Origin of the sequence: Actinoplanes sp. GCM10030250, from assembly GCF_042666575.1 — a bacterium.
In the GTDB taxonomy this organism is placed as follows: Bacteria; Actinomycetota; Actinomycetes; order Mycobacteriales; family Micromonosporaceae; genus Actinoplanes.
Map to the genome: position 1 here is coordinate 37,648 of NZ_JBHTDO010000021.1, position 14,240 is coordinate 51,887.

Consider the following 14,240-nt stretch of genomic DNA (forward strand, 5'->3'; position numbering starts at 1 on the left):
GAGCGGAGCCCTACATGTCCGGTCCGATACGTCACCGGCGTGCCGTCGCACTCGCGATGCCCGCCCTCGCCGGCCTGCTGGCCGCGACCCTCACCGTCCTCCAGGCGCCGGTAACGCCGGCCGCAGCCGCGGCGACCCTCACTGTGGCGCAGGCGATCAGCAGCCAGAGCGGCACCGGCACCGTCCTCGGCTATGTCGTCGGCGAGCCCACCGCGACCAACACGGTCCGGTTCAGCGGGTTCACCGGCGACACCGCGCTGGCGATCGCCGACAGCCGGACCGAGACCAGCACCGCCAGGATGCTGTACGTGCAGATCACCAGCTCGTACCGGTCGTCCTTCGGCCTGCTGAGCAACCCGTCGCTGGTCGGTAAGGCGCTCACCGTGACCGGAACGCTCACCGCCTACTTCTCGCATCCCGGCCTCAAATCGCCGACCGCGATGACCGCCGGCGCGACCGGCACCACGAGCCCCACCACCAGCCCCACCGCGGGTCCGACGTCGTCCGGCGGTACGGACGCCTACTATGCCGCCGCGACCGGTAAGACCGGTTCGGCGCTGAAGACCGCACTGCACGGGATCGTCTCCCGCGGCGTGACCACGCTGTCCTACGACGCCGTCTGGAACGCCCTCAAGGTCACCGACCAGGACCCGGCCAACTCGGCGAACGTGAAGTTGCTCTACTCCGGGATCAGCCGGTCCAAGTCCCTGAACGGCGGCAACAGCGGCAACTGGAACCGCGAGCACGTCTGGGCCCAGTCGCACGGCGATTTCGGCACCAGCGCCGGCCCCGGCACCGACCTGCACCACCTCCGCCCCGAAGACGTCACGATCAACGCCCTGCGCGGCAACAAGGACTTCGACGACGGCGGCAGCGCCGTCTCCGGAGCGGCCGGCAACTACACCGACGCCGACTCCTGGGAGCCCCGCGACGCGGTCAAGGGCGACGTGGCCCGCATGATCCTCTACATGGACGTCCGTTACGAGGGCGACGACGCCTGGCCGGACCTCGAGGTCAACAACTCGGTGAACAACGGCGGCAACCCGTACCTCGGGCGCCTCTCCGCCCTGCTCGACTGGAACCGGCAGGACCCGCCGGACGCCTCCGAGCGGAACCGCAACCAGGTCATCTACGCCACCTACCAGCGCAACCGCAACCCGTTCGTCGACCACCCGGAGTGGGCGAGTTCGATCTACAGCTGACCGGGTGTGGGATTTTGCACTCACAGTGCAATTGTGTCGTCCCGCCGCGGAACCTAGCGTCAGTCCATGGCTGATTCCTGGACCTTCGCCGTCGCGCGCGACAACCTCCAACGCACCACCGTCGTCCACACGGCCACCCCCGTGCCGGGCGACGGTGAGGTGCTCCTGCGGGTGGACCGGGTCGGCCTGACCGCCAACAACGTGACCTACGCCGTCCTCGGCGACGCCATGCGCTACTGGGAATTCTTCCCGAACAGCCCCGGCCCCGACTGGGGACTCCCGCCACTGTGGGGCTTCGCCGAGGTAACCGAGTCCAACGTCGAAACCGTCCCCGTCGGCCAGCGCGTATACGGCTACCTCCCACCCGCCGGCCACCTCGTGGTACGCCCCGACCGGGTAGACGCCACCGGCTTCCGCGACGCCAGCCCCCACCGCGCGGACCTGCCCTCCCCGTACAACGCCTACCGGTCCACGACGGCCGACCCCGCCTACCGCCCGGACCAGGAGGACCTGCTCGTCCTGTTCCGCCCCCTCTTCTTCACCTCGTTCATGCTCGCCGACCAGGTAGCCGACAACGATTACTACGGCGCCCACTCCCTGATCCTCTCCTCCGCGTCGAGCAAAACCGCCTACGCCGCCGCCTTCGAACTGCACGGCCACGCCCCTCGCCTGATCGGCCTGACTTCCCCCGGCAACGTAGCTTTCACCCAATCCCTGGGCTGCTACGACGAAGTCCTCTCCTACGACCAGATCACCACCCTGGCCCAAGAGCCAACCGCCTACCTGGACCTGTCCGGTTCTCCCACAACCCGCGCCACACTGCGAACCCACCTGGGCGACCATCTGATCCGCGACGTAGCAGTAGGCCTCACCACCCAAATCCCCAACGCCGAAGCCGCCGGCGAGGTCTTCTTCGCCCCCACCCAGATGCGCAAACGCCGCCTAGACTGGGGCCGCGACGGCCTGGACCAGCGCTTCGCCACAGCCTGGCAACGCTTCGCCACCGCGGTCACCCAATGGCTGGACGTAAGAACAGGCACCGGCCCCCAAGCCTTGCAACAGGCGTGGCTCGAGGTCCTAGCCGGCCGCACCCCACCCCGAGCAGGCCACATAATCCAACTGAACAACCACCAGACCCAACAGTGACAAGTAATACGTGACAAATGACAAGTGACAAATGACAAGTGACAAGTCACAAACGATGGACGAAGCGCAAACCAACAACTCCTTCTTGCCTATTTACACCTCTGCCACAACACGGTGACCCACGCGGACCCGCCCCCATCCGACAACGCCGACTGAAACCTCGACCACAATCCTGCGGCGCCCACCTGAATTCAAGAAAAGCCCAGAGCAAGCCAATCCCGACAGCGCCCACTAACCGCGCTCCGCGAGGCGCCTGCCGTGGCACGAATGCCGCCCGCCCCGCAACCGAACCCGCCACAGGCGCCACAGATGCCGAAACCGCCGCGGGGACTGCGGGCAGCGTGGATGCCACGGGTGGTGCCGGCTTCGTGGGTGCCGCCGCCGGGGTGGGCGGCGCGGGTGGCGTAGGTAGCGCCGGTGCCGCAGGCGGGGTGGGCGGCGCGGGTGGCGTAGGTGGCGCGGGTGCCGCAGGCGGGGTGGGCGGGGTGGGTGGCGTAGGTGGCGCGGGTGCTGCCGGCGTCGCCAATGGCGCTGCCTGTGGTGAGGGTGACGCCGGAGTACATGTGTCAGGGGGCGCCGTCACAACCCCGGACCTGCTCTGCGCGATGCGTCGAAGCTTCTCGGCATGACGCTGCCGCAAACCCCACGCTCGATGCCTTTCGTGCTCACGACGAAATGCGTCACGTGAGGCAGAATAATTGCGAGAAGCGGTCCGGTCGCGCATCACTGCAATCTCTGCCCGACTGAAGAACGACGCCTGCCCCATGCCAAGAATTCTTCCGCACCCGCGCTTCAAGCGGTAAGCATTGGATCATGCCATCCTGCATTTCTGGCATGTCCCGTCCGCGCATCGCGGTAACGATTGGGGAATGGTTCCAGAAAGGGCCTTGACAATGGGACCCGGCTACACTTGACGCTCCCCGTCAAGAGAGAGCGCGCACCGGAACCTCCAGGAGTGAGCCAGGTGCGTGGGCCGACGCTGATCCGGCCCACGCGCCCGCGGTAGGTGTGATCAGGCTGCAGACAGGACGTCCACGACGAATCGCAGCGTGCCGGCCGGTTGGCCGCCGCTGGGATTCTCGCCGTAGGCCAGGTCGGCCGGGATGTCGAGTTGGACGCGGCTGCCCACCTTGACCCCGATCAGCCCCTGGTCCCAGCCCTGGATGACGTTGCCGGAACCGATCTGGAAGCTGAACGGCTCCGAGCGGCTCCAGGACGAGTCGAACTCCTTGCCGTCGGCGTAGGTTACGCCGACGTAGTTCACGTTGATCGTCTGACCCGATTGGACCGCCGCGCCCTTGCCCTGCAGGAGCGTCGTCGTCTTGAGTTTGGTGACAGTGCCGGTGCCCGCGGTCGCGGCCGGCTTCTTGCTCAGGGCCGGGTCGGCGCCCGCCGGAAGCGGCGGGAACGCCGCGCTCGGCTCGGCCTGGGCCGCGGGTGCGCTGGGGACGGCATCGGCGCTCGTGCTCGTGGCGGCAGGGCTCTGCGGCGCCGACGAGGTGCTGATCCAGATGATCAGACCGACGACGAGAGCCAGTACGGCCGCCGCGGCGCCGGCCACGGTCAACGCTTGGCGGCGCTTCTGCATCGCCCGGTTTCGCGCCTTGGTGGCCTTGGCCTCGGCCCGCTTCTCAGCCTTGGTCTTGAGCGGCGGTCCGCCGGCATTCCTGAGCGGCGGACGGGCGGCAGTACGTTTGGCAGCCGCAGTACCGCGGCTCACAGTGGGATCGGGCACCGCCCGACAATACGACACTCGACTGAAAGCCGACGCCCGCCGCGAGGCCACCACCGTCAGCCCGGGCTACTCCGGGCGAAGGCTGGGCGAAGCGCTACTCCGGGCGAAGCGCTACTCCGGGCGAGGCTGGGCGAAGCGCTACGCCGGGCGAAGGCCGGGCGAAGTGCTACTCCTGGCGAAGGCGGGGCGAAGCGCTAAGCGAGGCGCTGCGCCTGCCCGCTGTGCACATCGCTCACCCATTCCCACCCGGGCTCGGCCGAGGGCCCGATCCGCGGATCACTGGGTTCAGCGCCGTCACGCAGGGCAAGCACGTAAGCCCGATCCAGCTCGATCCGCGCCTTGACCCGGTCATCCTCGCCAACCGACCCGTGCCCGGGAACAACGGCACTGACGTCGCCCGCCACCGCCTCCAGCAACCGCAGCGCCTCCAGGTAGTCCTCGATCGGGTCAGCGGTGCTCATGTCGAGCATCGGGATCAGGACGTCGGAGAGCATGTCCCCGGCAACAAGAACGCCGCTGTCCTCGACGAGCAGCGCCGCATGCCCCGGGGCGTGCGCCTGATGTTCGATGATCCGTACTTCGGGGCCGTCCCACGGAACCCGCGCAGTCCCGTCCGGCAGGGCCGTGATGAGGCCCAGCAGATCCAGCGGAACCTGGTCGGCGATGCCGGTAGGGGCCAGGTGTTCGGCGATGTCAGCCTTCGCGTTCGGGTCGGACAGCTGATCCCGGACAGATTCCGCGCAGCGGGCCGTGCCGTAACGAGGGACATCGCCGAACCGGGCGTCCCAGAGCAGGTGATCCCAGTGCGGATGCGTCGAGAAGCCCGCCACCACGGTGTGGCCCGCTGTGGACAGGTCGTTCGCGAGGCAGGCCATCTCGTGGCCCTGCACCCCGGGGTCGATGAGCAGCACGCCGTCCCGCCCACGCACGACAACGGCGTTGCTCAGGAGGAACTCGCTGACGTGGATCAGCACACCCTCCGCGATCTGCCTCAGCACGCGGGCCCCTTCCGATTGTGGATTGCAACCGCTTATCCGACCGTAATGCCTGCTGCAACGGCCCGCAAACCGCGTGCGGGCGACCCGCAAACCGCGTGCGGGCGGCCAGCGAACCGCGTGCGGGCGGCCAGCGAACCGCGTGCGGGCGGCCAGCGAACCGCGTGCCGGCGGCCCGCAAACCGCGTGCGGGCGGCCCGCCAACCGAGTGCAGGCGGTGCGCTTTCGACCGTACGAAAAAGTGGTGTTTCCCGAGATGCGAAGATATCTACGCAGATTTATGTTGCGGTAGGGGCGAACCGCATACAGGAGAACAATGATGTTCATCCGTTTGATTCGGGCAGTGGTGGGTGCCGTGCTGGTCATGGCGCTGGTGGTGGCGTGCGGCGGAGTCGGTGACTCGGGCGGGAAGTCCGGGGACGGCGCGGCGGTGACGCTGACCATGATGGGGTTCGGCACCGGTGACGAGGTGGCGAAGACGCGATTCGACGCGGCCAATGCGGCGATCGCGCCGAGTACGGCGAAGGCGTCCGAGGGCAGTTTCGACGCGCAGGCGTTTCTGTCGGCGGTGGCTTCGGGGAGCCCGCCGGATCTGGTCTACATGGAGCGGCGGCTGCTCGGAACGTATGCGGCGAAGAAGGCGCTGACGCCGCTCGCCGATTGTGTCGGGCGCGAAAAGATCGACATGGGGCAGTTCCGGGAGGCGGCGGTGGCTGAGGCGACTCTCGGCGGGCTCCTTCACGGAGTGCCGGACTTCTACAACAACCGCGTGCTGATGATCAACGATGCGGCGTTCGCCGAGGTCAGCCTGGATCCGGCGTCGCTGAACACCGGTGACTGGCAGGCGTTGTCGACGGCCGCGGCGCGGCTCACCAAGATGAGCGGCGGCAAGATCCAGCGGATCGGCTTCGACCCGAAGCTGCCGGAGTTCCTGCCGCTGTGGGCCCGCGCGAACGGTGCCGCCCTGGTCAGTGACGACGGCCGGACCGCACAGCTCGACGACCCGAAGGTGATCGCGGTCCTGGAGTACACGGTCGGGCTGATCAACGAGCAGGGCGGGTGGCCGGCGTTCAAGTCGTTCCGGGACTCGTTCGACTTCTTCGGTGCGAAGAACCAGTTCGCGAGCAACCAGCTCGGTGCCTTCCCGATGGAGGACTTCTACCTCAACGTACTGGCCGAGAACTCGCCGCAGGCGCAGGTCAGCGTCCAGCCGTTCCGCGGCGTCGACGGGCAGCCGGTGGACTGGATCACCGGTAACGCGTGGGCGATCCCGGCGGGGAGTCCGCACGCGGACAAGGCCTGCAAGTGGATCAAGACCATGACCGAAAGCGACACGTGGATCGCTGCGGCAAAAGCACGGGCAGAGGTACGCGAGAAGACCGGCAAACCGTTCGCCGGAGTCTTCACCGGCAACAGGAAAGCCGACGAGGTGATCTTCCGCGACGTGGTGAAGCCGAGCGGCAACGCGCGGTTCGACGCGGCCGTGAAGACCATCCTGCAGACGCAGCAGTCCGGAGTCGCCGAGCCCGCCATGGCCGCCGGTGAGGAGTTCAAAGCTGCCTGGCAGGACGCCGTCAACCGGGTCCTCGACGGCAAGCAGCAGCCCGCACAGGCTCTGGCCGCGGCACAGAAGCAGGCGCAGGCAGCACTCGACAAAGCCAACAGCGGATCGTGAAGTACGAGACCCGGGCGGCGTTCGGGTTCCTGTCGCCGTGGCTGATCGGCTTCACCGTCTTCATGGCTGGGCCGATGGTGGCCAGCCTGGTGCTGTCGTTCACCGACTACGACGTGCTGACCAGCACCGACTTCGTGGGCGGAGACAACTACCGGGAGCTGCTCGCGGATCCGAAGGTTCGCACCGCCATCGCGAACACCCTGATCTACACGGCGCTGCACGTGCCGGTGACCATGGCGGTGTCGCTGGCGCTGGCCCTGCTGCTCCTGCGGGTGGGGCGCCGGTCGGCCGGGTTCTTCCGGACCGTCTTCTACCTGCCGACCATCACGCCGAAGGTGGCCGTCGGCGTGCTGTTCCTGATGCTGTTCAACGGGCAGGCGGGGCTGGTCAACCAAGCGCTTGGTGTGCTGGGAATCAACGGACCGGACTGGACCGTCGACGGCCCGTGGATCAAACCGGGACTGGTTCTGATCGGCGCGTGGAGCCTGGGCAGCACCGTGATCATCTATCTGGCGGCGCTGCAGGACGTGCCGCGCGACCTCTACGAGGCGGCCGAGATGGACGGCGCGTCACCGTGGGCGCGGTTCCGGGCGGTCACCGTACCGATGATCAGCGGTGCCCTGTTCTTCACCTTGATCATCAACACCATCAGCGCGCTGCAGACGTTCGACGAGGTCTACACCGCCTTCTACGGAAGCAGCAACCAGCAGACGTACGGGAACGACGCGGCCCTGTTCTACGTCGTCTACCTGTTCCAGCAGGCGTTCCAGTTCCTGCACATGGGCTACGCGTCGGCCCTCGCCTGGCTGCTGTTCCTGATCATCGTGGTCATCACGCTGATACAGGTACGGCTCAGCAGGCGCTTCGTCCACTACGAGGGTGGTGCGCGATGAGAGCCTGGATGTGGTGGACCGCCCTGGCCGCGGCCGCCGTGATCTTCCTATACCCGTTCGCCTGGCTGGTCAGCGCCTCCCTCAAACCCCGGCCCGAGGTGTTCGACAACCGGCTGATCCCGTCGAACTGGGCACCGGAGAACTACAGCACCATCTGGACCGCGGCCCCGGTGCTGACCTGGCTCGGCAACAGCGTCGTGGTCGCCCTCGCGGCCGCGGTGGCGGTCACCATCTCCAGTGCGATCGTCGCCTTCGGATTCGCGTACTTCCGGTTCCCCGGCCGCAACGCCCTGTTCGCCCTGGTCGTCGGCACGATGATGCTGCCCGGCGCGGTGACGATGATCCCTACCTACTTGATCTGGAACCAGCTCGGCCTGGCCGCCACGCAGGTGCCACTGTGGGCGGGCAACCTGTTCGGCAGCGCCTTCTACATCTTCCTGATCCGGCAGTTCTTCCTCAGCGTGCCCCGGGAACTGTTCGAGGCGGCCCGGGTCGACGGCGCCGGGTACTGGCGGCTGTTCTGGCGGATCGCCGTGCCGCTGTGCCGTCCCGCCCTGATCGTGGCGTTCGTCTTCGAGCTGCGGGCCAGCTGGTCGGACCTGCTGAAGCCGCTGATCTACCTGCGGGATCCGGCGCTGTTCACGATGCCGCGCGGGATGAAAGCGATCCTCGACCAGTTCGGGCAGGCGGGGGAGTCGGCGTGGGAGGTGGTTCTGGCGGGGGCGGTGCTCACGACCGTACCGATGATCATCGCCTTCTTCCTCTGCCAGCGCTACTTCGTCGAAGGGGTGGCTACGCAGGGGCGTAAGGGCTGAGCCGGGGTGGTTACTCGGTGACCGACTCGGGGGCGAGGGGGCTGTTGGCCGGGCCCTGGAGGACTGCGCCGTCGACGGTGAAGCGTGAGCCGTGGCAGGGGCACTCCCAGGCGGTCTCGGCCTCGTTGAAGTCGACGATGCAGCCGGCGTGCGTACAGCGCGCTGACACCGCATGGACCTGGCCGGCCTCGTCGCGATACACGGCACACTGGCGCCCGCCGACGCGTACGACAGAGCCCGCACCGGCTGCGACGTCGTCAACCGACCCGGCGGGTGACGGCTTGAGGCGGTCACCGACGAAGTGACCGGCGACCTTGGCGCCCAGCTTGAGCATGTTGCCCGCCTCCCGCAGGGGGTTGAGGCGGCGCGGGTCGTACAGCGAGGCCCAGGCCGGCGCCGCCCCGGTGATGGTCGCGGCGAGCAGCCGGCCCGCCATCACGCCGGTGCTCATGCCCCAGCCGCCGAACCCGGTGGCGACGAAGACGTTCTCGGCGCCGGGGTAGAAGGGGCCGACGAACGGCACCCGGTCGCTGGACGTGTTGTCCTGGGTGGCCCAGCGGTAGGCGATCTCGGTGCCGGGGAAGCGCTCGTGCGTCCAGGCGATCAGCCGTTGCCACTGCTCGGCGGGCGCGCCCTCGCCCGGCGTGAAGTGCTCGCCGGTGACGATGAGCAGCCGCTGCCCGTCGCTGTACGGGGCGGTCCGCACCGACCGCGTGTTCTGCTCGGGCGTGATGTAGACGCCGCCGGGGTCGCTCGCGGCCGGGACGGGCGCGGCGACGACCAGTTCGCGGCGGGGTTCGAGCCGGGTGAACATCAGAGCCCGGTCGAAGACGGGATAGTGGGTGGCGACCACCACCCGGCGCGCGGTGACCGAGTGCCCGGCCGCCGTGGTGACGGTGCACGGGTCACCCTCGTCGAGGCCGGTCACCCGGGTGTCCTCGAAGATCTGCCCGCCGCGCCGGGTCAGGTCGCCGGCCAGCCCGAGCAGGTAGCGGCGGGGATGGAACTGGGCCTGGTTCTCCACCCGTACCGCACCGGCGACCGGAAACGGCAGCCCGGTGCCGATGACGAACGACGCGGCCAGTCCGGCCTCGGCGGCGGCGTCGGCCTCGGCGCGGATCTCGTCGAGACGGTCCGGCGATTCGACGTACGTGTAGGCGGGCACCCGCTCCAACTCGCAGTCGATGCCGAGCCGGCCGGCGACGACGGCGACGTGCTCGACGGCTTGCTGCTGCGACTCGGCATAGAGGCGGGCGGCGTCGGCGCCGAACGACTTGCGAACCTTCGTGTAGACGAGTGTGTGCAGCGCGGACAGCTTCGCCGTGGTGTAACCGGTCACGCCGGCCACGATCCGGTCCGCCTCCAGCAGGGCGACCCGCTGCCCGGCCTCCATGAGCTCCCAGGCGGTGCACAGCCCCGCGATGCCACCGCCGACCACCACCACGTCGACCTCGAGATCACCGGTCAGTGCCGGGAAGGCGGTCGCCGGTGCGGATTCCATCCAGTACGACCCGTCAACGCCTGCAAGCATGCTCCTCGACTGCCCCCGATCGAGGTCGCCAAACGACCGCGGCGGATCGGGCAGGATGGGATTCATGACGGTGATCATAGGTATCGTGAGCCCGGGCTTCATGGGTGCCGGACTGGGCTCGGCGTTGCTCACGGGTGGCGCGCGGGTGGTGACGACGCTGGAGGGGCGCTCCGGGCGGACCGGGCGGCTTGCTACCGAGGCGGGCCTGGAAGTGCTGCCGGGCCTCATCGATGTGGTCGCCGCAGCGGACGTGGTGCTGTCGGTGACGCCGCCGGGGCGGGCGCTCGCCGCGGCCTCGAGCATCGCGGCAGGCGTACTGAATGAGGTGGTGACGGACCTGGCGCGCGACGGCCTGGACCGGTCCGCGGGGGTGGCCCGGGCTGCGACGAAGGCGCACCGGTTCGTGGACGAGATGCGTGAGATCGCCGCGACGCAGGCAGCGGCAGGGTTGACGCCGGCGCTGTTCGCGGCGATCGCTGAGGTCTATGCGGAGATCGCGGAGACCGCGCTGGCGCAGGGTGATCCGGAGGCGGTGGGCGATCTGCCGGCGGCTGAGCTGGTGGCGCGTCTCACGGCGTGAGCGCCGGCGCGGGCTCGGCCCAGGTGGTCAGCGCCGGCTCGGCCCGGGTGATGGCCGATGTGGTGCCGACGTGCCGCAGGCGGTGGGCCGGAACGCCGGCCGCGGTGAGCCGGTCGGCGATCTCGGTGCGGGGCCGGTCGAGGAAGACGGCCACCTGGTGGTCGTCGCCGAGGTGGCAGGCGGCCACGAGAGTGCCGAGGTTGATCGGGTCGAGTTCGCCGACGTCGCCGAGGTCGAGGATCAGGCGCAGCGGGCGGGTGTGACGGATGGCCTGCACCAGGGTGCGCCTCAGGTCGACCGCGTCGTCGGCGCCGAGGCTGCCCTGGGGGTGGATGACGAGAGTGCCGTCGGGGTGATTGCCGATGTCGACCGTGGTGTCGGTCATCGCGTTACCTTCCGTTACCCGACACTTCTTCGGGTGGTCAACGGTAGGGCCTGCCGCGGTGACCGTCGAGATTCAGGCCGGAAAGTTCACCTGATCACAGCGCGATAACGACTGCCCCGGCGAGGGTGGCGATGGCGATCATCAGGCACAACACCAGCCCGGCCGAGGCCAGCCGATGGTTGAGGGCGGGGTCGGTGGCGGTCGCCTGCTGAAGAACGAGCCAGGTAGTCGTGCCGAGCAGCACCAGCCCGGCCACGAGTAGAACAATCACGATGACCTCCTCTTTCGCTGTGGAAGCTTCGAAAGAGGAGGTCTCCGCCAGGGCAGCGCCCACCCGAATCGCAGGTGAACGACGCACCAACCCCGGCGTGCGATTGGCTTTCTGCGATCATCGCCGCGCTGAGGATGGGCAGGAGTTCTGCGCCGGGTCGCCGGTGCGGACCGGCATGACGAGCTGCACGTGGCCGGGTTCGTCGGAGGCAGTGAGCAATTTTCAACCTGACATCGGGCCCGAAGCCGCCGGGCCGTTGTCCGGCGCCGGCAGCCGAGGCCCTCGCCACGTTGAAAAAGGCTCAGTATTCAGCGGAGGCGACGAAGAGCGCCCTCTTCTCGGTCAGTTCCGGGAGTCGCGCGACTGGTCCGGGCCATCGACGGCTGCTGCTGCTGACAACCAAGCCTCCATCGCAGCCCGTTGCCCGCTTGCTGACGCCGCAGTCACCTCAATGCGATTACCCTGAACCTCCAGGACCACGGTCCGGCTTCGCTGGCGGCCGATCCAGGCGATGACGATGTTCGAGATCACTTTGACAGTCGCGAAGGATATGGTGATCGCCAGACCCAGGGTTTGCGGATCGACGGCTTTCGTGTTGGTCGTTCCGCTGCGGCGAGAAGCCTCCATCTCCAGACCGACTGACACAGGAACCCGGGCCTGACGAAGGTCGTCGGTGAGGCTTTCCAGCGCCGTCTCCGAGGACGTGCGAATCATCAACCGAGGGTCGCTGCTCATGTCGAGTGAGGATATCCTCCCGGTTTTCCGGCGAAAACCGCCAAAAGCGTGGTGGCGGCGAGAAATGCCGCCACCACGTCGCCGGTCAGCGCAGGCCGTTGCGGATTGCGATGGTGATCAAAAGGGCTGGATCGTCGCTGATGATGCCGTCGACGCCGAGGTCGATGACGCGCTGCATGATTGCGGCGTCGTTGACGGTGTAGGGGACCACCTTCAGGCCGTACCGGTGCTGCAGCACCGAGACCCGCGGGCCGTGGAAGTAGGCGGGGTGCTGCCGCAGGTACCAGTCGGCGTCCGGTGCGGCCGGCTGCCGCGGGTCGTGGACCTGCCAGTTGGCCGAGACGGTGCCGGCGCCGGCGGCGCGGACCAGGGCGCCGACGTCGCGGGTACGCCACCAGTCGAGGCCGCCGGTCCATGGGCTCTTCACCGACGGGTCGTCGTAGACGGCCCGCAGCGAGCACTCGTCGGCCAGGCTGGTGCACTCGGCGGGGCCGTACTGCCAGATCAGCGCGACCGTCTCGATGTGCCGGTCCAGGGTGCGGGCGTAGCGGATGGTGCGCCAGTCGAACGACTGGATCGTGCTGCGGCCGGTGAACCCGGTGCGCTGGAGTTCCCGGACCAGCTTGCGGGTGAACACCCGATACGGCGCCGTGTCATCGACCAGTGGGCTGATCTTGGTCTCGATGTTCAGGCGTACGTCATCGCGGCCACTGCCACGGACCAGCGCGATCACCTCGCCGAGGGTGGGAATGCGGGCGCCGGGTGCGGCGGCCTGCTGCGGGAACTCGGGGAGCGTCTTGGAGCCGCAGTCGATGGTCTTCAGCTGGGCGAGGGTCAGGTCGTGGACGACCTTTCCGACGTACGGGAACTCCGGATCACCCGGCCGCACCGGTGCGGTGTCGGAGCAGTGGGAGCCGTTGACCGTACGGTCGTGCAGCACCACCAGATGCCCGTCGGCGGTGACACCGGTGTCGAGTTCCAGCGTCGAGATGTCGGGGTTCTTCAGCGAGGCGGTGAACGCGGGGAGCGTGTTCTCCGGCAGGGTGGCCCGGCCGCCACGGTGCGCCTGCACGTCGAACGGCGACGCGTACGCCCGGGGGAGCCGGAGGCCACGCTGGGCGAGCAGGGTGCGCAGCCGGTCCGGGTAGTCGGTGATGATCCCGTCCACGCCGTCGCCGATCAGCTTGCTCATGGTCGGCAGGTCGTCGATCGTCCACGGCACGACCTTGATGCCGTTGGCGTGCGCGTGCCGGACCATCGCGGCGGTGACGTACGGGCGGTAACCGGGGTCGTCGACCGTGCCGTTCTGCGGGAAGCCGTGCACCGGGGAGTAGGTGGTGGCGCCGAAGCTGCGGATGGCCCGGATCGGGTCGCCGCCGAACGTGTCGATGTCGATCCCGCCCAGCCACGGTGAGGCGCCGGGCAGGCCGACCTGGAGGAAGTCGTAGTTGGAGAGCGCCACGAGCGGCAGGCGCGGCTCCACCGTCCGCATGAGCTTCAGCGCACCCCAGTCGAAGCTCTGGATGGTGACCTGGCGCAGCAGCCCGGCCCTGCGGACCTCAGCGGCGGTGATCCGGGCGAACTGCTCGCGGGGCGCGGTCTCGGCCGGTGCGCCCGCCTCCACCTTCGTCTCCACGTTGAGCTTGACGCCTGTCGCGCCGTACCGGTTGACCAGGGCGAAGACCTCGCGTAGCAGCGGCATCCGGGCGCCCGGGACGGCGAGCTGGCCGGGCTTGTCGGCGAGGGGCTTCGAGCCGCAGTCGAGGGTGCGGACCTGGGCCAGGGTCAGCGTGTTGACGTACTTGCCGACGTAGGGGAACTCCGGGTCGCCGGGCGCGGCCGGCGCGGTGTCGGTGCATTTGGTGCCGGTGACCCGGCGGTCGTGGGTGACCACCGCCTGCTGGTCCTCGGTGATCTGCACGTCGAGCTCCAGCGTCGTCACGCCGAGCTGGAGGGCGTTGCCGAACGACGCGAGCGTGTTCTCCACCCGCAGGCCGAGACCCCCGCGGTGCGCTTGTAGATCAAAGCCGGTCTTCCCGGTGGCCGTTGCCGGTGCGGTCACGGTGCCGGCGACGGTCGCGGCCGCCAGAAGAACCACGGCACCTCGGCGAATTCCCCACACGGACGTCTCCCTTCACGGGCGGGACCCCACCCGCCTCCGGCGGACAGCCTGTGAGCCGCGCACGGCGGCGGGAGAAGCGCAGGAATACACCATGATGAATGAAAGGCGACGGAAGAAAGCCGTGGCTGCCAGAAGTGGCAGCCACGGCTTCTTCG

13 protein-coding genes are annotated in these 14,240 nt (G+C 68.6%); 6 read left to right on the plus strand and 7 right to left on the minus strand.

Translation table 11 applies throughout. The features are described from left to right. Positions 1-14: 14 nt before the first annotated feature. Both ACFQV6_RS25105 and ACFQV6_RS25110 read left to right on the plus strand, forming a co-directional pair. Positions 15-1,202, plus strand: coding sequence for an endonuclease (locus tag ACFQV6_RS25105; RefSeq protein WP_378030029.1), 1,188 nt, complete (start codon positions 15-17; stop codon positions 1,200-1,202). Between the two features lie 66 nt (positions 1,203-1,268). Beyond that, positions 1,269-2,348: a DUF2855 family protein gene (locus tag ACFQV6_RS25110; protein ID WP_378030030.1), complete on the plus strand. Its 1,080-nt coding sequence runs from the start codon at positions 1,269-1,271 to the stop codon at positions 2,346-2,348. A gap of 1,012 nt (positions 2,349-3,360) precedes the next feature. On the opposite strand, the gene ACFQV6_RS25115 is transcribed toward ACFQV6_RS25110, so the two are convergent. Both ACFQV6_RS25115 and ACFQV6_RS25120 read right to left on the minus strand, forming a co-directional pair. Beyond that, on the minus strand, positions 3,361-4,083 hold the full coding sequence (locus ACFQV6_RS25115) for an FKBP-type peptidyl-prolyl cis-trans isomerase (RefSeq protein WP_378030031.1): 723 nt from the start codon (positions 4,081-4,083) through the stop codon (positions 3,361-3,363). A gap of 194 nt (positions 4,084-4,277) precedes the next feature. Next, entirely contained in the window at positions 4,278-5,081 is an 804-nt protein-coding gene (locus tag ACFQV6_RS25120) for an MBL fold metallo-hydrolase (RefSeq protein WP_378030032.1), read from the minus strand. Between the two features lie 316 nt (positions 5,082-5,397). Between ACFQV6_RS25120 and ACFQV6_RS25125 the strand changes: the two genes are divergently transcribed. The 3 genes from ACFQV6_RS25125 to ACFQV6_RS25135 are packed head-to-tail and all read left to right on the plus strand — an operon-like array spanning position 5,398 to position 8,461. Beyond that, positions 5,398-6,753 carry an ABC transporter substrate-binding protein gene (locus tag ACFQV6_RS25125; protein ID WP_378030033.1) on the plus strand — a complete coding sequence of 452 codons (1,356 nt, stop codon included), beginning with the start codon at positions 5,398-5,400 and terminating at the stop codon, positions 6,751-6,753. Continuing rightward, complete coding sequence (locus tag ACFQV6_RS25130) at positions 6,750-7,646, plus strand: carbohydrate ABC transporter permease (RefSeq protein ID WP_378030034.1); 897 nt, start codon at positions 6,750-6,752, stop codon at positions 7,644-7,646. The genes ACFQV6_RS25125 and ACFQV6_RS25130 overlap by 4 nt, the downstream gene beginning before the upstream one ends. After that, positions 7,643-8,461: a carbohydrate ABC transporter permease gene (locus tag ACFQV6_RS25135; protein ID WP_378030035.1), complete on the plus strand. Its 819-nt coding sequence runs from the start codon at positions 7,643-7,645 to the stop codon at positions 8,459-8,461. Before ACFQV6_RS25130 ends, ACFQV6_RS25135 begins: the two co-directional genes overlap by 4 nt. Before the next feature lie 10 nt (positions 8,462-8,471). Here the strand turns inward: ACFQV6_RS25135 and ACFQV6_RS25140 are convergent, their stop codons facing one another. After that, positions 8,472-9,992, minus strand: a complete 1,521-nt coding sequence (locus ACFQV6_RS25140; protein WP_378030036.1) for an FAD-dependent oxidoreductase — start codon at positions 9,990-9,992, stop codon at positions 8,472-8,474. 64 nt (positions 9,993-10,056) lie between these two features. Here ACFQV6_RS25140 and ACFQV6_RS25145 point away from each other — a divergent pair, with 64 nt between their 5' ends. Beyond that, on the plus strand, positions 10,057-10,572 hold the full coding sequence (locus ACFQV6_RS25145) for a DUF1932 domain-containing protein (RefSeq protein WP_378030037.1): 516 nt from the start codon (positions 10,057-10,059) through the stop codon (positions 10,570-10,572). Here ACFQV6_RS25145 and ACFQV6_RS25150 read toward each other — a convergent pair. The 4 genes from ACFQV6_RS25150 to ACFQV6_RS25165 all read right to left on the minus strand — a co-directional run bounded on the left by ACFQV6_RS25150 (position 10,562) and on the right by ACFQV6_RS25165 (position 14,061). Next, positions 10,562-10,957 (minus strand): STAS domain-containing protein, encoded by a 396-nt coding sequence (locus ACFQV6_RS25150; RefSeq protein ID WP_378030038.1) that lies wholly within the window; start codon positions 10,955-10,957, stop codon positions 10,562-10,564. The two genes, ACFQV6_RS25145 and ACFQV6_RS25150, sit on opposite strands and share 11 nt — an antisense overlap. 94 nt (positions 10,958-11,051) lie before the next feature. Continuing rightward, positions 11,052-11,228, minus strand: a complete 177-nt coding sequence (locus tag ACFQV6_RS25155) for a hypothetical protein (RefSeq protein WP_378030039.1) — start codon at positions 11,226-11,228, stop codon at positions 11,052-11,054. A 342-nt stretch (positions 11,229-11,570) separates the two neighbouring features. Continuing rightward, positions 11,571-11,963, minus strand: coding sequence for a hypothetical protein (locus tag ACFQV6_RS25160; RefSeq protein ID WP_378030040.1), 393 nt, complete (start codon positions 11,961-11,963; stop codon positions 11,571-11,573). Positions 11,964-12,048: 85 nt separating this feature from the next. Beyond that, complete coding sequence (locus ACFQV6_RS25165; protein WP_378030041.1) at positions 12,049-14,061, minus strand: glycerophosphodiester phosphodiesterase family protein; 2,013 nt, start codon at positions 14,059-14,061, stop codon at positions 12,049-12,051. Positions 14,062-14,240: the final 179 nt, after the last annotated feature.

Coding starts and splice junctions, on each gene's coding strand:
- ACFQV6_RS25160 (WP_378030040.1), bottom strand. CDS start 11,963: ATGAGCAGCGACCCTCGGTTGATGATTCGCACGTCCTCGGAGACGGCG.
- ACFQV6_RS25140 (WP_378030036.1), bottom strand. CDS start 9,992: ATGCTTGCAGGCGTTGACGGGTCGTACTGGATGGAATCCGCACCGGCG.
- ACFQV6_RS25150 (WP_378030038.1), bottom strand. CDS start 10,957: ATGACCGACACCACGGTCGACATCGGCAATCACCCCGACGGCACTCTC.
- ACFQV6_RS25125 (WP_378030033.1), top strand. CDS start 5,398: ATGTTCATCCGTTTGATTCGGGCAGTGGTGGGTGCCGTGCTGGTCATG.
- ACFQV6_RS25105 (WP_378030029.1), top strand. CDS start 15: ATGTCCGGTCCGATACGTCACCGGCGTGCCGTCGCACTCGCGATGCCC.
- ACFQV6_RS25145 (WP_378030037.1), top strand. CDS start 10,057: ATGACGGTGATCATAGGTATCGTGAGCCCGGGCTTCATGGGTGCCGGA.
- ACFQV6_RS25135 (WP_378030035.1), top strand. CDS start 7,643: ATGAGAGCCTGGATGTGGTGGACCGCCCTGGCCGCGGCCGCCGTGATC.
- ACFQV6_RS25110 (WP_378030030.1), top strand. CDS start 1,269: ATGGCTGATTCCTGGACCTTCGCCGTCGCGCGCGACAACCTCCAACGC.